The sequence below is a fragment of the Nonomuraea mesophila genome, assembly GCF_004352805.1.
GTDB classification, from domain to species: Bacteria; Actinomycetota; Actinomycetes; order Streptosporangiales; family Streptosporangiaceae; genus Nonomuraea; species Nonomuraea longispora.
The window spans coordinates 1-16,937 of the sequence record NZ_SMLD01000001.1 but is presented as its reverse complement, the minus strand read 5'-3'; the positions used below and the strand labels follow the sequence as shown (position 1 = coordinate 16,937).

The 16,937-nt window shown below is 69.2% G+C and carries 15 protein-coding genes and 2 pseudogenes; 7 read left to right on the top strand and 10 right to left on the bottom strand.

The features are described 5' to 3' along the window. Nucleotides 1-326: 326 nt before the first annotated feature. The 4 genes from E1295_RS00085 (at nt 327) to E1295_RS00070 (ending at nt 4,576) form a co-directional block, all read left to right on the top strand. On the top strand, nt 327-1,718 hold the full coding sequence (locus E1295_RS00085) for an NAD(P)-binding domain-containing protein (protein ID WP_132627551.1): 1,392 nt from the start codon (nt 327-329) through the stop codon (nt 1,716-1,718). A 154-nt stretch (nt 1,719-1,872) separates the two neighbouring features. Then, nucleotides 1,873-3,141: an MFS transporter gene (locus tag E1295_RS00080; RefSeq protein WP_246079741.1), complete on the top strand. Its 1,269-nt coding sequence runs from the start codon at nt 1,873-1,875 to the stop codon at nt 3,139-3,141. Then, on the top strand, nt 3,138-3,521 hold the full coding sequence (locus E1295_RS00075; RefSeq protein WP_090773864.1) for an ArsR/SmtB family transcription factor: 384 nt from the start codon (nt 3,138-3,140) through the stop codon (nt 3,519-3,521). Before E1295_RS00080 ends, E1295_RS00075 begins: the two co-directional genes overlap by 4 nt. Beyond that, nucleotides 3,518-4,576: an ArsO family NAD(P)H-dependent flavin-containing monooxygenase gene (locus E1295_RS00070; protein WP_132627549.1), complete on the top strand. Its 1,059-nt coding sequence runs from the start codon at nt 3,518-3,520 to the stop codon at nt 4,574-4,576. Before E1295_RS00075 ends, E1295_RS00070 begins: the two co-directional genes overlap by 4 nt. 128 nt (nt 4,577-4,704) lie before the next feature. Here the strand turns inward: E1295_RS00070 and E1295_RS00065 are convergent, their stop codons facing one another. The 5 genes from E1295_RS00065 to E1295_RS00045 form a co-directional block, all read right to left on the bottom strand. Then, nucleotides 4,705-5,100 (bottom strand): arsenate reductase ArsC, encoded by a 396-nt coding sequence (locus E1295_RS00065; protein ID WP_132627548.1) that lies wholly within the window; start codon nt 5,098-5,100, stop codon nt 4,705-4,707. Further along, the gene (gene arsB / locus E1295_RS00060) at nt 5,093-6,184 is read right to left on the bottom strand and encodes an ACR3 family arsenite efflux transporter (RefSeq protein WP_132627547.1); all 1,092 of its coding nucleotides are present in this window, start codon (nt 6,182-6,184) and stop codon (nt 5,093-5,095) included. Before arsB ends, E1295_RS00065 begins: the two co-directional genes overlap by 8 nt. Next, entirely contained in the window at nt 6,184-6,543 is a 360-nt protein-coding gene (locus E1295_RS00055; protein WP_132627546.1) for an ArsR/SmtB family transcription factor, read from the bottom strand. Before E1295_RS00055 ends, arsB begins: the two co-directional genes overlap by 1 nt. Nucleotides 6,544-6,833: 290 nt before the next feature. Beyond that, nucleotides 6,834-8,063: a GNAT family N-acetyltransferase gene (locus E1295_RS00050; protein WP_132627545.1), complete on the bottom strand. Its 1,230-nt coding sequence runs from the start codon at nt 8,061-8,063 to the stop codon at nt 6,834-6,836. Nucleotides 8,064-8,072: 9 nt separating this feature from the next. Then, complete coding sequence (locus E1295_RS00045; protein WP_132627544.1) at nt 8,073-8,408, bottom strand: ArsR/SmtB family transcription factor; 336 nt, start codon at nt 8,406-8,408, stop codon at nt 8,073-8,075. 454 nt (nt 8,409-8,862) lie between these two features. Between E1295_RS00045 and E1295_RS52325 the strand changes: the two are divergent. Next, nucleotides 8,863-9,509 (top strand): annotated as a pseudogene (locus E1295_RS52325) (IS1634 family transposase); the annotation flags it as partial. Between the two features lie 51 nt (nt 9,510-9,560). On the opposite strand, the gene E1295_RS00035 reads toward E1295_RS52325, so the two are convergent. From E1295_RS00035 to E1295_RS00025, 3 genes are read right to left on the bottom strand one after another with little or no spacing between them, the layout of a single operon-like run. Beyond that, nucleotides 9,561-9,872, bottom strand: coding sequence for a DUF6262 family protein (locus E1295_RS00035; RefSeq protein WP_132627543.1), 312 nt, complete (start codon nt 9,870-9,872; stop codon nt 9,561-9,563). Beyond that, complete coding sequence (locus E1295_RS00030) at nt 9,869-11,809, bottom strand: tyrosine-type recombinase/integrase (protein ID WP_132627542.1); 1,941 nt, start codon at nt 11,807-11,809, stop codon at nt 9,869-9,871. The genes E1295_RS00035 and E1295_RS00030 overlap by 4 nt, the downstream gene beginning before the upstream one ends. Then, entirely contained in the window at nt 11,778-12,872 is a 1,095-nt protein-coding gene (locus E1295_RS00025) for a tyrosine-type recombinase/integrase (protein WP_132627541.1), read from the bottom strand. Before E1295_RS00025 ends, E1295_RS00030 begins: the two co-directional genes overlap by 32 nt. A gap of 99 nt (nt 12,873-12,971) precedes the next feature. On the opposite strand from E1295_RS00025, the pseudogene E1295_RS52320 reads away from it, so the two are divergent. Further along, nucleotides 12,972-13,265: pseudogene (locus E1295_RS52320) on the top strand (IS1634 family transposase); the annotation flags it as partial. 5 nt (nt 13,266-13,270) lie between these two features. Here E1295_RS52320 and E1295_RS00015 read toward each other — a convergent pair. After that, entirely contained in the window at nt 13,271-14,572 is a 1,302-nt protein-coding gene (locus tag E1295_RS00015; RefSeq protein ID WP_132627540.1) for a hypothetical protein, read from the bottom strand. 101 nt (nt 14,573-14,673) lie between these two features. Between E1295_RS00015 and E1295_RS00010 the strand changes: the two genes are divergently transcribed. Beyond that, on the top strand, nt 14,674-15,006 hold the full coding sequence (locus tag E1295_RS00010) for a hypothetical protein (RefSeq protein WP_132627539.1): 333 nt from the start codon (nt 14,674-14,676) through the stop codon (nt 15,004-15,006). A 632-nt stretch (nt 15,007-15,638) separates the two neighbouring features. Here the strand turns inward: E1295_RS00010 and E1295_RS00005 are convergent. Then, nucleotides 15,639-15,995 carry a hypothetical protein gene (locus E1295_RS00005; RefSeq protein ID WP_132627538.1) on the bottom strand — a complete coding sequence of 119 codons (357 nt, stop codon included), beginning with the start codon at nt 15,993-15,995 and terminating at the stop codon, nt 15,639-15,641. Nucleotides 15,996-16,937: the final 942 nt, after the last annotated feature.

Here is a 16,937-nt window from a genome sequence, read left to right as displayed (position 1 = left end):
CCTTTCAGGTGGTGAATGTGTCATGAGAGAGACGCTGACCGCCGGCTGAGGACGCACCCTGCGCCGATTGTTTAGACATAGCTCTAATTTGACAAACATCGAATCTGCGAGGCAGACTCGACACTGCTTCGATAAGCATCTATCCAGGAGGTGTGCGATGCGCACCCTGCTCGCTCGCCTTCGCCGCTCCCCCGACGTCTCGGGCTTCCCCTTCGACGAAGCCACGTCGGAGGTGTGCGACCGAGGCTGCCGCGCTGACGCAGCCATCGATCGCGCCCGTAGTTACGCCTTGTCGTTCCGCTAGATCACACCCACCTGGAGCAGTCATGAGTGACAGTTGCTGCGGCACCACCGCGACCACCGTGGAGCCTGCCGAGTCCGATCGCAATGTGTCCCTGCCCGTCGTCGTGATCGGCGCAGGCCCGGTCGGGCTGGCGGCCGGCGCGCACCTGGCCGAGCGCGGTATCGACTTCGTGATCCTGGAATCCGGCGACCGCGTCGCCGCGTCGGTGGCTCTATGGGGTCACGTGCGGGTGTTCAGCCCGTGGAAGTACAACATCGACGCCGCCGCCCGCCGCTTGCTTGGGGCCGACGGCTGGACCTCGCCGGACCCCGACTGGCTGCCCACCGGCGCCGAATTGATCGACGACTACCTGGCCCCACTGGCCAAGCTGTTCGGCGACCGGGTCCGTACCGAGGTGAAAGTGACGGCGATCAGCCGTCTCGGCTACGACCGCGTCCGCACGGGCGGCCGCGAGCACGCCCCCTTCCTCCTTCGCCTGAACGACGGCACCGAACTGCAGGCCCGCGCCGTCGTCGACGCCTCCGGCACCTACCTCAGCCCGAACGTCCTGGGCGCCAGCGGCCTGCCCGCCCACGGCGAGCAGACGGCGGCCGACCTGATCGACCACGCCCTGCCCGACGTCCTCGGCGCCGACCGCCACCGTTACGAGGGCACGCGCGTTCTGGTCGTCGGCGCCGGCCACTCGGCCGCCACCACCCTGCTCGCCCTGGCCGAACTCGACGACACCCCGATCACCTGGGCCATCCGCGCCGCCGACGCCGGCCGCACGTACGGGGGCGGCGACGCCGACGCGCTCCCGGCCCGCGGCGCGCTCGGCACCCGCCTGCACGCCCTGGTGACCTCCGGCCGCATCCAGCTCCTGACCGGCTTCTTCACGCATCGCGTCCGCGCCACCGGCGATGGCGTCGAGGTGATCAGCCGCGACCCGTCCGGACGCGAACAGGCGGTCATCGTGGACCGGATCGTCAGCGCCACGGGTTACCGCCCTGATCACGCCATCGCCTCAGAACTGCGGCTCGACCTGGACCCGATCCTCGGCTCCACCCGCGCCCTGGCGCCGCTCATCGACCCCAACCAGCACTCCTGCGGCACCGTCCCGGCGCACGGCGTGGACGAGCTGGCGCACCCCGAGCCCGGCTACTACGCCATCGGCGTCAAGAGCTACGGCCGTGCCCCCACCTTCCTGCTGGCCACCGGCTACGAGCAGGCCCGCTCTGTCGTCGCCGCCCTGGCCGGTGACTGGGAGGCCGCCCGCGACGTCCAGCTCGAACTGCCCGAGACCGGCGTGTGCTCCTCCAACCTGGCCGAGGCGCAGGAGCAGCGGGTCGGCCTGGCCACCGGCATCAGCGGCGGCCTGCTGTCCACCCCGCTCCCCCTGGCCGACGTGTCCGCCAGCGGAGGATGCTGCGGCTGACCGCCAGCCGAACACGAAAGGCTCCGATCATGCCCGATGGATATCCCGCCGCGGCGCAGAAGGAAGCCCTGCAGGCGATCTGTGGCCACCAGCCGCTACCGACCGACCGGCTCGGCGAATGCCTGCTCGCTGTCGGCTGCCCAGGTGGGAGTTCGTGAGCTCCGCCATCGAGACCGCCGCTCCTGGAACCGGGGGCGGCGGTCGTTACCTCACCGCCCGCGGCCGGCGCATCGTCGCCGCCCTGGCCGTCACCCAGACCATCGGCTACGGCGTGCTCTACTACGCCTTCTCCGTGTTCCTCATCCCCATGCAGCGCGATCTGGACGCGAGCGGTACCCAGGTGGCCGCCGCGCTCACCCTCGCCGTGCTGACCACTGCTCTGTGCGCGCCTCTCGCCGGCCGCTGGCTGGACGCCCACGGCGGGCGGGCTCTGATGGCCACCGGCTCGGTGCTCGGAACGCTCGCCGTGCTGGCCTGGTCCCACGTCACCACCCTGCCGCAGCTCTACGGCGTCTTCCTGGCCATCGGCATCGCCTCGGCCATGGTGCTGTACGAGCCCGCCTTCGCCGTCATCGTCACCTGGTTCGACGAGCGCGGACGGGCCGGCGCGCTGCTCGCACTCACGATCGTGGCCGGGTTCGCCTCCTCCATCTTCCTGCCTCTCACCGGCCTGCTGGTCCAGGCGTACGGCTGGCGCCAGGCCCTGCTCATCCTGGCCATCGGCTACGGCTCGCTCGCGATCCCGCTGCACGCCCTGGTGGTGCGCCGCCCCGCACACCACGCCACCGTCAAGGCCCGCACCCCAGCCGGCGCCCGCGCCGACTTGGTCAAGGGGGCGGTACGGGCCCGGCCGTTCTGGCTGCTGGCCGCGGCCTTCACAGCGCACGGCGGGGCAGCCGCCACCATTTCCGTACTGCTCATCACCTACCTCATCCACCTCGGGCACCAACCCGTCTTCGCCGCCACCATCGCCGGGCTCCTCGGCGTCCTGTCGGTCACCGGCCGCCTGGTCACGACCGGGCTGCGCCGTCGCTGGTCCGCGGCTCCGGTCGCGGCCACGATCTTCGCTCTCCAAGGCGTGGGAACGCTCCTGCTGCCCTTCGTCGGCGCCACCACCGCCGGCGCCGTCTGCTGCGTGCTGCTGTTCGGGATCGGGTTCGGCGTGGGCACCATAACGCTGCCGCACCTGCTGGCCGAGCGATACGGCACGGTGGCCTATGCCAGCCTGTCGGGCCGTATCGCCATGTTCTCCGTGGCTGACAAGGCGCTGGCCCCGCTGGGCGCGGTGACCCTGGCCCACAGCGTGGGATACGGCTGGGTGATGGGAGCCGTCACCGCGGCCTGCGCTGCGGCGGCTTTCGCGCTGGTCGCCTACCATCGCCTATCATTTAGACAGCCGTCGAATCAGGAGGTGTCGTCGTGACCGCCGCTCCCACCGTGTGCTGCGCTCCGATCGCCAGGGAGCCGCTCAGCGAGAACGACGCCACCGAGCTGGCCGCGCTGCTCAAGGCGGTCGCCGACCCGGTCCGTCTGCGCCTGCTGTCGATGATCGGCTCCCACGCCGGCGGCGAGGCATGCGTGTGCGACCTGACCGACGCCTTCGACCTGACCGCACCCACCATCTCCCACCACCTCAAAGTGCTGCGCACCGCCGGGCTGATCGACGGCGAACGCCGGGGCACCTGGGTCTACTACCGCATCATCCCCGAGACCGTGGCCAAGCTCGGCGCCCTGTTCACGCCGCTGGCCGAAGCCGTCCCCGCTGCCGGAGGCTCAGCGTCGGCGGAACTCGTCACGGCATGACCTCACCCGCCCGCCCCGCCGATGTCGTCGTCATCGGCGGAGGACAGGCCGGACTGGCGGCCGGCTACTACCTGCGCCGCGCAGGCGTCGACTTCGTCATCCTGGACGCACAAGAGGCCCCCGGCGGAGCGTGGCAGCACGCCTGGCCGTCGTTGCGCATGTTCTCGCCCGCGCAGTACAGCTCCCTGCCCGGCCGCATGATGCCGATCCCCGCCGATGGCGGCTATCCGGACGCCGCCCATGTCGTCGCCTACCTCACCGACTACGAGCAGCGCTATCGCCTGCCCGTCATCCGCCCGGCCGCAGTACGGGCCGTGCGGCGCCACGGTGACCGCCTCGCCGTGGACAGCGACGCGGGCTCCTGGCATGCCCGCTTCGTCGTCAGCGCCACCGGCACCTGGCGGCGTCCGTACGTGCCGCACTATCCCGGCATGCGCGACTTCCGCGGCGAGCAGCTGCACACCGCCGGCTACCACGGACCCGAGCCCTTCCACGACCGCCGGGTGGTGATCGTCGGCGGCGGCAACTCCGCGGCACAGATCCTCGCCGAGCTCTCGCAGGTCGCCCAGACCACCTGGGTGACGCTGCGCCCGCCCCGGCTGCTGCCCGACGAACTGGACGGCCGTGCCCTGTTCGATCTCGCCACCCGCCGCCACCGGGCCGCCCTGGCCGGGCAGGATGCCCCGGGCATCGGCGATCTGGGCGACATCGTCGCCGTCGCTCCCGTACGAGAGGCCCGCGACCGTGGCGTGCTCAAAGCCGAGCCGATGTTCTCGCGCATCACTCCTGACGGTGTGGCGTGGGCCGACGGCAGCACGGCACCCTGCGACGTGATTCTGTGGTGCACCGGCTTCCGTCCCGCCCTCAGCCATCTGGCTCCGCTGCGTCTTCGCGACTCAGACGGCCGCATCCCCACTGACGGCACCCGAGCTCTGGCCGAACCCCGCCTGCACCTGCTCGGTTACGGCGACTGGACCGGCCCCGCCTCGGCCACCCTCATCGGCGCCGGCCGCACCGCCCGCCGGCTCGCCACCGAGATCGCCGCCCAGGTGTAGACGCGCGGACCCGCTGCTGACAGCGGCCCGCCTGCTGGTCGCTTGCGTATGGCTCCTGGCCACCGCAACGGACCGGCACGTGTGAGACCAGGCGAGAATCCGGACGCCGGACGCGTGAAGTCGCCTGTCTACAGCCGCGTGATGAGTTTCTCGACTCTGGCTCGGATGTCGTCACGAATGGCTCGGACGGCTTCGATGTCCTGCCCGGCCGGGTCGTCGAGCTTCCAGTCCTCGTAGCGTTTGCCGGGGAAGATCGGGCAGGCGTCGCCGCAGCCCATGGTGATGACCACGTCGGAGACCTCAACCGCGTCGGCTGTGAGGACCTTGGGGTGGGCGGCGGTGATGTCGATACCGACCTCGCGCATGGCTTCCACCGCGACCGGGTTGACCCGCTCGGCCGGTTCCGACCCGGCCGAGCGGACCTCGATCCGGTCGCCGGCCAGGTGGGTCAGCCAGCCGGTGGCCATCTGCGAGCGGCCCGCGTTGTGGATGCAGACGAACAGGACGGACGGCTTGTCAGGCACGGGCGGGCTCCTCGGCGGTGAACAGGCGGCGGCCCCACAGGCTCACGTACACCAGGGCGACCAGGACGGGAACTTCGATGAGCGGGCCGACCACGCCGGCCAGGGCTTGGCCGGAGGTGACGCCGAAGACGCCGACCGCGACCGCGATGGCCAGCTCGAAGTTGTTGCCGGCGGCGGTGAAGGCGAGCGTGGTCGTCTTGTCGTATGCCAGGCCGATCGCCTTGCCGGTCAGGAAGCCGCCGCCCCACATGAGGGCGAAGTAGGCCAGCAGCGGCAGGGCGATGCGGGCCACGTCCGCAGGCTGGGAGGTGATGGTGTGGCCTTGCAGGGCGAACAGGATCACGATGGTGAACAGCAGCCCGTACAAGGCGATCGGGCCGATACGCGGCAGAAAGCGCTGCTCGTACCAGTCGCGGCCGCGGGCGCGCTCGCCGAGCTTGCGGGAGGTGTAGCCGGCGGCGAGCGGGATGCCGAGGAAGACGAGCACGTAGAAGGCGATGTCCCAGGCCGAGACGTCGAGTGTGGCCTGGGACAGGCCGAGCCGGCCGGGCAGCACCTGGAGGTAGAACCAGCCCAGCGCGCCGAAGGCGATCACCTGGAAGATGGAATTGAGCGCGACCAGGACGGCGGCGGCCTCCCGGTTCCCGCAGGCCAGGTCGTTCCAGATGAGCACCATGGCGATGCAGCGGGCTAGCCCGACGATGATCAGGCCAGTGCGATACTCGGGCAGGTCGGGCAGGAAGATCCAGGCCAGGGCGAACATCAGCGCCGGGCCGAGCACCCAGTTGAGCAGCAGCGAGGAGATCAGCAGGCGTCGGTCGCCGGTGACGCTGCCGAGCCGGTCGTAGCGGACCTTGGCCAGCACCGGGTACATCATCAGCAGCAGGCCGAGCGCGATCGGCAGTGAGATCTCACCGACCTTGACCGCGTCCAGCGCGGCGTCCAGGCCGGGCACCAATCGCCCGAGCAGCAGCCCTGCGCCCATGGCGGCGATGATCCACACCGGCAGGAACCGATCCAGTACCGACAGAGCACCGATCACGCCGGCCGGGGGCGCGGTGGCCTGTGCGGGTTGTGCCGACATCACCGCGGCGCCGCCGCCGCCGCGGCAGCCGGCAGGGTCAGCAGGGCCGACAGCTCGCCCAGCGTCTCGGGCACCAGCCGGTAGTACACCCAGGAGGCGCGCCGCTCGGAGGTCAGCAGCCCCACCTCCTTGAGCACCTTCAGGTGGTGACTGATGGTCGGCTGGGACAGGTCGAAGGCGTCGGTGATGTCGCACACGCAGACCTCGCCACCGGCCCGGCTGGCCACGATCGACAGGATGCGCAGCCGCACTGGATCACCCAGCGCCCTGAACACCCGGGCTACCGCCGCGGCCTGCTCGACGTCGAGCGGCTCGCGGGTCAGCGGCGGGCTGCACTCCAAGATCTGCAGTACTTCCACACGCCCTCCATATAGAACAATGAAATCGACTACTATCTATATTGACATATATCGAATCCAAGTGAGCAGCCGAGGCAGAAAGAAGGGAACCGGAAACGGCGAAGGCCCCGCCGGACGGCGGGGCCTGCTGATGTCTGCGTACCGGTGTGCGTGTCGCCTCTCGGCGAAAGGCTCAACGCGGCTCCAGCCGAACGGTAGTCCGCGAAGGCAATAGGTGAGGCCCGGGGACACTGGGCACACCGGCCACGATGAATGTAACCACCGCAGGCCGCGCGATGTTCCCGCGTGGGTCAGGTTCCGACCACCGGGCTGCGCCGCTCCACCATCACCACGTCCCGCCACACCCCGTGGTGACAGCCGACGCGCTCGCGGGTCCCGACGACGCGGAAACCGACCGCCTGATGGAGAGCCAGGCTGGCGACGTTCTCGGGGAAGATGCCGGACTGGATCGTCCACACGCCGGCGTCCTCGCACGCGGCGATGAACGCCCTCAGCAGGGCGCGGCCGATGCCGTGAGCCTGGCAGCCGGGGTGGACGTAAACGCTGTGCTCGACCACCCCGGCATAGACACTCCGAGCCGAGACCGCCGAGGCCGCCGCCCAGCCGAGCACCTCGCCGGAGTCGGTGTCCACGGCCACGTACCGAAGACGCGGCAACCTGCTCGCGGTGAACCCTTCCCAACTGGGCGCGACGGTCTCGAAGCCGGCCTGGCCGGTGTCCAGCCCGGCCTGGTAGATCGCCAGCACCTCCGCAGCGTCACTCTCGCGCATCGGCCGGATCTCCAGGCCGGGCCCGATCGCGGGCTTTTCGGCCTGGACGATCGCCGAGTGCACCCCGTCCCCGTGATCGGCGGCCAACGTGACCGTGACGGCGACGAAGCCGGCCGTGACGAGCAGTTCCCGATACTCCTGCACCGTGAGCGATCCGGCGACACACCCGATGCGCTCCTCGGCCCGCTGCCGCGCCTGCTCGTCGAGCACCTGCGTGGTGACGACGTCGCTGACGCCGAACCGGCCGCCCGGCCGCAGCACCCGGAAAGCCTCGGCCAGCACCGCCGCCTTGTCGCCGGACAGGTTGATGACACAGTTGGAGATGACCACGTCCACCGCGTGGCCGGGCAGCGGGATCGCCTCGATCGTGCCCTGCAGGAACTGCACGTTGGTGACGCCCGCCTGTTCGGCGTTGCGCCGCGCCAGCTCCACCATGGCGGGGCTGGCGTCCAGGCCGAAGACGGTGCCGTACGGGCCGACACGGCGCGACGACAGCAGCACGTCGATGCCACCGCCGGAGCCGAGGTCGAGCACCGTCTCACCGGCACGTATCTCCGCGACGGCGACCGGGTTGCCACACCCCAGGCTGGCGCGAAGCGCCCCGTCGGGGAGCGCGGCGATGTCGTCGTAGCCGGCCGGCCCAAAACCGCCACCGGTGAAGGCGACAGGATCGCAGTCGGCGATGCGCTGCCCATGAAGCGCGCTGCGGGCCAGGGCGGAGTAGTGGTCGATGATCTCGTCGGACGCCATGAGATCTCCTCATTCACAGGCCGGCGCAGCCGGCACCGGCTTGCCCATCACCACGTCGGCGGCGGTGGGGAAACAGCTCACGCAGTTCTCGTTGATCCGGTAAAGGCTGGACGTCCCCTGCCGCTCCACCAGCACGAACCGCACCTCGGACAGGATCTTCAGGTGATGCGACACCGTGGACTGCCCCACCCCGGAGGCGGCCACGATCTCGCCCACGCTCATCGGCTCACGCCGCCGCGCCAGCAACGACACGATCTGAATCCGTGTCGCGTCGGCCAGCGCCTTGAACCAGCTCGCATACTCCTCGGCCTCCGCCCGCGGCAGCGGCCCCGCCTCTTCATTCATCGACAATCGACGATAGACGATGAAAGGAGCTGAGGGAAGGCCGTCCCCGGTCCACGCTGTCGATGAGTGACCAGCTCTGGTCCAAAGACAACCACCGAGAATCTGTCGGCCATGCGTCGGTCAAGGCGACAACGGGCGCCGCACCGGCGGAGTCGGACCCAGGCGTCGGGCAAGCACTTCGACGACTCTGGGGGCGACCATGAACAACCTTCCGCCGTCCGCGTTCCTGCGCCGGTCACCGTCCGACCCGAGGTACGGGTACGGCCCGGCCTGGGTTGCACGTGCACTCGCCGTCAGCCCCGGGTTCGACGTAATTCGGAGCTTCTAGAGGGGACTGTGGCCTGAACATGCAGGTCAGCGGCTGTGGGCGGACCTTCCGGGCCGAAACTGCCTAGAGACGCGATTTTGGCGATTCGCCTGTGCTGGCCTGGCTTTAGCTCTGTGGTCTGGAGTCGTGTACGTGAAGACGACAAAGCGGGAGAAACAAGTCCGGGACGGTCCGGTACCTGCATCTGGCCCACAACGAGTGGGATCCAGTGAAGGGCAGGGCAGTGCCAAAGGTCTTGTTCACCTTCGGCCGCGAGGACGAACTGGACCGCGAAGCGGTCAAGCGGCTGGTCACATCTCTATCCCGCCTACTGGCGCCGGGCGATGCTCTGGCAGCGACGGCGACCTCGGACCTGGAGTTCGTGTCCTCGGTCCCGTTCGGCGGCACCTACGTACTCGATCATCTGTGGCGGCGGTTGAAGATCGACCAGATCGTCGGCAGGGTCGGGCAGCCCAAGCGAGGCCGCCGACGGGACATGACCGTCACCGAGCGGGTGCTGTTCGGCCTGGCCGCCAACCTACCGGCCGGCCGCCACTTGGCTGGCACCGAGGCCCGGCGCGCGACGGCCGGCCGCCCTGGCGCCGTCGTCCAAGCTGGCCGCCGCGGACTGGATCACCAACGACGTTCACCTCGACGGGCTGGCCGAGGTCGGCGAGCAGACGTGCTACCGGGCGATGGACTGGCTGCACGAGGTCAAAGACGACCTGGAGAAGCAGGTGTTCGACGAGGTTGCCAACCTGCTGAACCTTGAGGTCGACCTGCTGTTCTTCGATTATCCGGCTAATCGATCTTCAGACTTCGTGCTGGTGGCGTAGCACGAGGCGTCAGCGAGCGCGTTCGGTTCTTCTGAGCGTGCGTAGATGTTCTTCGTGTCGGCGGACGTTGGCCGCGATGGCTTCCAATGCTTGCCGAAGCTGGTCGATCTGGGTGGCCACTCCGGTGAGAGTGAGCGTCTCCCCGTCGGAGTCCCGGTGTTGCTCGATGATCTGGCGCAGGTCGCGTCGCCGGTAGAGCGTGGTGCGGCTGAGGCCGATACGCGCGGCGATCGCGGTGAAGGTCACGTGTTCGCCCGCGCGGATGAGGTCGGCGCAGGCGTCGCGGACGGTGGAGGGCAGGTCATCGGGCTGGTCGGTCATGACGCTTCAGTTTGGCCCATGCGCTGATCGAGCCGCTCCAGCAACCGCCGATGGCGGGCGGCTTCCTCGCCCCAGCCGCGAGCTTCGGCATCGGCCAGGAGCGCGGCGGTGTCGGCGTGTTGCGCGGCCAGTACGGGCAGGAACGCGGCGTCGGTGCGAAAGTTGGGGCAGTGCTCGCAGATGTTGGCATAGGCGCAGCTGCCTTGGGCGGCGGTGCGCAGGCAGTAGCCGCCGGCAAGCCGGGACTTGATCAGTGGCGTGTCTTTCCAGCCGTCGGCGCTGCTGGTGATGTCGGTGATGGGCAGCATCGTCGGCCCGTCGGCGCCGGGACTGGTGCCGAGTTGGGTCTTGGCTTGGGCCAGGGCGCGCTCGTAGTCGGCTCGGACGGTGTGGTCGAACAGCCGGGCATAACGCAGGCTCATCGCCGCCGAGGTGTGACCGAGCATGACCATGAGCGCCTGCAGGGAGCAGCCTGAGTTGATCAAAGCGGTGGCCCAGGTGTGTCTGAGCTGGTGCGGGGTGGCTTTGGGCAGCCCTGCTGTTTCGGCGGCGCGGGCCAGTTCGTCGCGCAGCGCGGCGGTCGAGATGCGCTTGCCGAGGCGGGTGAGCAGGAATTCGGTCGGCCGTCCGATCTTGGGGTGTGGCAGCGGTCGCACGGGGGAGCGGGTCTGGGCGATGCGGTCGATCAGGGCGACGGTGTCCTCGTCGAGGGGCACCATGCGTTCGGTGTCGAGCTTGCCGAGGGGGACCTTCAGCCATGCTCCGGTGCCGGGGATCTCGTGGACGCAGTCCAGTTCCAGAGCGCAGAGTTCGCCGACACGCAGCCCGGTGGCGCGGGCCAGTAGCAGCGCATCTGCGAACAACCGGTTGGGCGATTGGTGCAGGGTTTGGGCGATGCGCCGGTCGGCGTCGACGGGCAGGTAGCGGGGCAGTGCCCTCGGCAGCTTGGGGATGTCGCGGGAGAATACCAGCCGCCGTGGCGGGGCGTCGGGCCAGCCCCACTCGGTGATGTCGGTCAAGAATCGGCCGAGGGTGATGATCCGGTTGCGTTGTTCACCGGCCGAGATCGGCTGCCCGCCCCACATGGCCCGAGCGGTGGCCACCGCAGCGAGGTAGGTCTCGATATGGCGCTGACGGTCCAGGCCGGCGAGCGAGCCCAAGCCAGGGTCGATAGCGGCCAGGTGCCGCCCGAAGTGAGCCAGCCGGATCGCGATCCCGTCCATCGTCGAGGGGGCGTGCGTGCCGGTCAACGCGGTGAGGTAGTCCTGCAGCCGGGTGGCCAGCCAGGCCGGGACGCCGCCGAGGTGGTGGGTATGGCCGGTGTGGTCGTGGCGGCGCCGGTTGGGCGGCGTCACCGACACCACGCCCAGGTGGAACAGCACGGTCCAGGCGGCGTGCAAGAAACCCCGGTCATTACCCCAGTTCGTGCCGCGGCGCTCGGCCCGGGCCCGGAACGCCGTCTCCAACTCGCCCAAATCACTCACGGTTACCTCGTGCAGGCGGTGGCCGGTCTGGAGCAGCAGCCGGGCCATCACTCGTTCGGCTGCCCGGGACCGCACGTGCTGGGAGAAGCCGAGCTCGGTGGCGGCCTGGACGAACCCATCCAGATCGCGCTCGATGCGGGTGCCGCGGGCCAACTCCAGCAGCGCGGCGAACTTGCGGTCCACCAGGTAGTCATAGCCGGGCCGCAGCAGATCGTGCAGCAACAGGAAGGTGATGAACGGCCGGGTGTGCTGGTCGGCGCCCAGCATCACCTCCAGCGGTTCGGCGGCGAACGCCTGCGGGGTCGGCCAGCGCTGCAGGAAGTTGGCGGCGCCGTCGGCAAAGCATCGGTTCCCGCGGCCCCGCCGTGCCGACCAGGCCGCGTATTCGCTCAGCAGATCGGCGGCGGGCGGGCGGCCGGGCTCAGCCGGAGCGGCGCTGGCGAGTGCGGGCATCGTCGTATGCGGCGCGGACGTGGGCTGGGGCCAGATGCACATACCGGGCTGATGAGTCGATGTGGTCGTGGCCCATCAGTGTCTGGATCACGGCTAGGTCGACGCCGGCCTCGGCCAGCGCGGTCCCGAACGAGTGCCGCAGCGCGTGCGGATGACCGCTGCTGACGCCTGAGCGGGCGCGGTGATAGCGGAAGATCGCCCGCAGTCCTTCGGGTGTCAGCGGTCGGCCCCGGTTCGGGCCCTTGGCCACCACGAACAGCCGGTCCGTGGTGGCGCCATCACGTGCACCCTCGGGCCGCTCGGCCAGCAGATAGGTCTGGATCAGCCCGGCGACCTCGGCGTCGACCGGGACGCGGCGTTCCTTGTCGCCCTTGCCGACCACGCGGACCCAGCCGCGGGGGATGTCGACATCGGCGACCTTCAGGGCGAGGACCTCGGCCGAACGCAGCCCGGACAACAACATCAGCCCGCCCATGGCCTGGTCTCGCCAGGAGTGGAAGCTGCCCAGCAGCGCGCTCGCCTCGGCCGCGTCCAGTGCCCGCGGCAGGCGACGTGGTTGGCGCACCCGCAGTCGGGACGTCGGCTTGGCGGTGGCCAGATGCCCCAGCAGCCCGCCGCGTTCGCCGCGGACCGTCCGACGGCGCTCGGCTCCCCTGGGCACCGGGTTGACCGCGTCCGGATCCCGCATCGACCGGAACTCGAACAGGCCCGAGATCGCCACCATGCGCCGGTTGACCGTCGCGGCCGCATAGCCGGTGTTGCGGCCGTCCCGGATCGAGTACACATTCCCGCCCGGCCGCCCGCGGAACGTCGCCGTCCTGCAGTGCGCCAGATAGCGCAGTAGCATCTCGGTCCTCACTGCGCCGAGCGCGACGTCCTCGGCCAGCAGCCAACGGCAGAACGCCAGCAGGTCGAACGCGTACGCGCGCACCGTCCGTGGCGAGTACCGCCGATCGGCCAGATAGCCGAGATAGTCGTTCACCAGCTCAAACCCGACGGCAGCAGGCCCTGACAGCACCCACCCACCGCCACGCTCCTCGACCCGGAGATCACTGTCGGTCATGAAGACATGTAACACAGCCGACCGCCACCTCCGGCAAGTATCCCCAGGTCAACGGCGTGTCTCTCGCCATCAGCCATCACTGATCAGCCGGTTAAGGGAGACACCACCAGCACCTACTTCGAACTCCAGGAGCCCGATGAGGCGCTCGCCCGCGACGAGCGGGGCGACCGCCTGACCGGCGAGCAAGCCGAACAACAGGCCCAAACGACTGGTTTCCGCGCCTACGGCAAATCGAAGGATTCACGCGACGACCTCCCGCAGATCGTGATCGGGATGGCCGTCACCAGGGACGGGATCCCGGTCCGCTGCTGGTGCTGGCCCGGTAACGCCTCCGACCAGCGCTTGATCCGCCAAGTCAAGGACGACATGCGGGACTGGACCCTGTCCAAGGTATCCGGTCAGTCGCGGGGCAGCGGTTGCTCCAGGTTCGCGGTGACGGTCTCGCCACGTCGGCGGACCTCGACAGTGCTGCCCTCCGGCGCCCCCGCCGTCCGCAGCACCTCGCGTACCAGCTCCAACCCTGCGCGCCAGTCGTCGATCAACCTCAGGGGGAGGTCGTCGACTGAGCTGCCGTCATGCCGGCCCAGCCGGACGGGACCCGAGTCTGTGGTTCCCAGCCCGGCCGCCCGCAGGGCCGTGTTGAGCCGCGGCTTGAGTTGCGACGCCAGGCCCTTGCGCGGGGCGTCCTGGGCTACGGGCAGGTAGGCGTTGGCGTAGTAATGGCGCAGGGGGCGCGGCGCCTCAAGGCCCGACCGGGCCCGAACCAGACTGCCGGGCTCCACTCCCAGGAGTAGTTCGGCCATCACTAGTGCCCGTAGCTCGCCCGCGTCAGGCGCCAGTGCGCCCAGCACGGCCCGGTCCACGCAGCCTACGGCCTGCAGGGCCTCGATCAGGCCCGCCCGGTGTGCGGCCGAGGGATGGCCGCCGAACGTATCGGCCGCTGCCTGGACAGGCGCCGCGACCGCCCAGGGCTGTTCGCGCAGGGCCGCGCAGCGGGCGCGCGCCCGGTCCACCGTTGCGGCCAGCGCTGCGAACGGGAAGTCGGAGTCGCCCGGTTCGCGCGTCGAGTACAGTCCGCCGTCGAGGTAGTCTTCGGCGTCCGGATCGTCGCGGTAGGGGTCGTGCGACTCTTCGCTGGTGTCCCCGCCCTGGCATGGGTACCACCACCCGGTGGGATCCTTCTTCCAGCGCACGCCGAAGGCGCGGATGTCGCCGCGTGAGGCGTAGGTGTGGCGCTGGTAGCGGTCAAGACCGGGCAGCGTGGTGAATGCCTCGCGCAGTAGCGGCACGGCGACCGCGGCGTCGGCCTCGGTGCACGCCGGGCCGAAACGGCCGAGCAGCGCAAGGTGCGGCCCGGGGTAGCCGGCATCGGGATCGGCGAGGGCGGTCGCACGGCACACGAGGTCGACCTCTGACCAGCGCAACGCGTGAGGATGCCAATGCGCGAGGTCGTCCCAGCCAAGCTCCACCGGCTTCGCCGCGCCTGGGTGGCACAGCTTCAGCGTGACTCCGTAGGACGTGCAGGACACCAGCAGGGCGTACCCGCCGCCGCCCCCGTACTCGACCACCAGGTCGGGCGCGTACTCGTCATCGCTCACATCGACGTCCCCGCCGGGAACGTCGTAAGCATATTCGTCGAGAAAACAGGCCGCCCAGAAGTCTGGCCGCGAGATCGGGAGGCGCGGACGCTGATCGGTCACGCCGTCAGCCTCCCATCCGGGGAACGACCGGGGCAATTCCGACGTCGTTGGGTGAGGGCTGGTCGTGACGCGTTCATACACTGTGGGCCAGGGCGACGGCCTTGTCGAGTTCGGGGCGGCTGGTCGCGCGGGTGGAGGTCGGCAGGCAACTCGGCTGGCGCTGCGTGTCGCTGGAGGAGGACGAGCACGGCAGCTGGTACTTCGCGGTGCAGGTGCGCGGCCCGGCCGGACGCCGCGAGCGGTCCCGGCGGGGCGGGTTCGCCGCCGCCGAGCAGGCCCACCACGCGGGCGGCGACGCGCTCGTCGCCGATCAGGACAGCGGGCCGGGTACAGGGCAAACGGTGGCGCGGTGGCTGCGCTGCTGGTCGCAGACGCAGCAGGGACCGCGGCCGGCACCCGCGAAGGCTACGCCGATCATGTACGCCTGCATCTGATCCCGTATCTGGGCCGGATCGAGCTGGCCCAGCTGACCGCCCGGGACATCGGCCGTATGTTCGCCGCCCTCGCCGGGCGCCGCACCCGGTGCAGCGTGTTGATCAAGGAGTTGGTCGCTGTCCTGTTCCCTCATCTGGTTGGCGTGTGCGTTGAGCAAGTCTTCCGATCGGGAACCACAGTAAGGATCCGGGCCAGAACCCACTCCCGTGGACGCTAACCGGCCTGCGACTTGGTCCGATGCGTAGGACAATCAGCAGTCAAGATCATCCACGTACGGCGTCCGCTCGACGCGACGGACTCTCGAACTTGGCCGCGTATTTGCCGTTAGACGCCGTAGAACACCGGCGATCACCGTAGATTGCCGGACATGAAGCGAGAGGCCCGTCACCGCGTTTCCGCTGGTGACGGGCCTCTTCCCGCTGGTGTGGCAGGTGCAAGGTTCGAACTTGCGTAGGCTGAGCCGACGGTTTTACAGCTCGTGACCGTTGCGGTGGAGAAATAGCCTTCTACCTGCAACAGGGCCTTGTAGCGCGGCCATGAGGCTCATGATCATTGCACGCATATTGCACAGTTACCGCTGGGACCGGAACAGCCGGAGGACTGAACACGGTGATCGGGCTTCACCTGCGCCCTACGCTGTACCTCCTCCTGCCGGGCGTGCGGTCTTTTCGGTGAGCAGGGTACAGAGCAGGGCCGTGAGCACGAAGCCGACCACCACGGGGACCCCTATCAGCATGCCGAATGCAAGGGTCTCGTTGGACACCCAGGAGTCATAGTCCGGCTGGATGACGACGACCGCCAGCATGACGAAGGGAGCCACCAGACCGACGGCCGGCCAGTGGGGCAGGCGGGCCACCCACGCAGCCATCATGCTGAGCGGGAAGGGCGCCAGGGCAAACGCCATTGCCAGCTTGAGCTCGGAATCCGAGTCGGTGGTCGGCCAGGCGAGGAGGAGCAGCAATAAGACCGCCACTGCGGACCCGGCCAAGGCCGACCTCAATAGGAGACGCACAGCCTGATTGTCGCGGATCCGGGGCGGACGGGTCGATATCTGGTAACCGCTCTGCTGAACCTCGATGACCAGTCAGAGCCAAGTCCGTGTCCGTACGACGGCGTTCCCGATCATGCATCCTGGAACGCGTGTCCACGCCGCAACTCCCCGACCCGCTGCCACACTTCTACGACTGCGGCCGCCCGGACATCTACTTCTGCCCAACATCCGACGAGGTCGAGTGCCCTCGCCACAGCGGTTTTCTCCATCTGCTGCGGCAATATACCCGGCCACATCCGTGTGTGGACGGACACGCCTCCCACCTGATCGTCCCGTCTGCCCCGACCCGCCCGAAGGGGAAGCGGGCCAGGGCCACGGGGACAAGGTGGAGCGCCCAACCGGACGAACGACCTTGGCCCCGTGGCCCTGGTCTGCTCGGCTTGTCCCGGGTCGATGGCGGGCGGGATGATCAGGCTTCCACCTCAGCCATCAAATGCCTCCAGCGGCAGGACGGCAATCATCCCGGAGTCGGAGCGCCCCGCCGGAGGCATCGTTTGTGTCTTCTTCGATCAGTTCGGCGGTGATCTCCCGTAAGGAAGAGATAGCCAACGAGAAAAGCGATCCGACAGCAGATCGGATCGGACAACTTATCCCACCATCTCAGGGGCAGTCGCACTCGATCCACCTATCACCGCAGATGCTGCACGTCACATCGGCGGTCTTCGGGCATAGGACGTGCTCGTATCGATTGATCCGACCGACGCTGTAGGTCTCGATCTCCTCGCCGGCCTCGATCGGTGCGCGGCACTTAGTACTCCAGCCGCACTTCGAGGTTCGGGCTGGTCGAAGTCCCGAACGTGAGACGGCCATCGCCGAGACCATGGGGTTGTGACGCTCCAAGGTGATCGGACGATGGCCGTGTGGTCCACGGTAGCCCAG

Excerpts from the sequence above, each read along its gene's own strand:
- E1295_RS00085 (WP_132627551.1), top strand. The coding sequence starts at position 327 with ATGAGTGACAGTTGCTGCGGCACCACCGCGACCACCGTGGAGCCTGCC.
- E1295_RS00070 (WP_132627549.1), top strand. The coding sequence starts at position 3,518 with ATGACCTCACCCGCCCGCCCCGCCGATGTCGTCGTCATCGGCGGAGGA.
- arsB (WP_132627547.1), bottom strand. The coding sequence starts at position 6,184 with ATGTCGGCACAACCCGCACAGGCCACCGCGCCCCCGGCCGGCGTGATC.
- E1295_RS00050 (WP_132627545.1), bottom strand. The coding sequence starts at position 8,063 with ATGGCGTCCGACGAGATCATCGACCACTACTCCGCCCTGGCCCGCAGC.
- E1295_RS00045 (WP_132627544.1), bottom strand. The coding sequence starts at position 8,408 with ATGAATGAAGAGGCGGGGCCGCTGCCGCGGGCGGAGGCCGAGGAGTAT.
- E1295_RS00035 (WP_132627543.1), bottom strand. The coding sequence starts at position 9,872 with ATGACCGACCAGCCCGATGACCTGCCCTCCACCGTCCGCGACGCCTGC.
- E1295_RS00030 (WP_132627542.1), bottom strand. The coding sequence starts at position 11,809 with ATGCCCGCACTCGCCAGCGCCGCTCCGGCTGAGCCCGGCCGCCCGCCC.
- E1295_RS00025 (WP_132627541.1), bottom strand. The coding sequence starts at position 12,872 with ATGACCGACAGTGATCTCCGGGTCGAGGAGCGTGGCGGTGGGTGGGTG.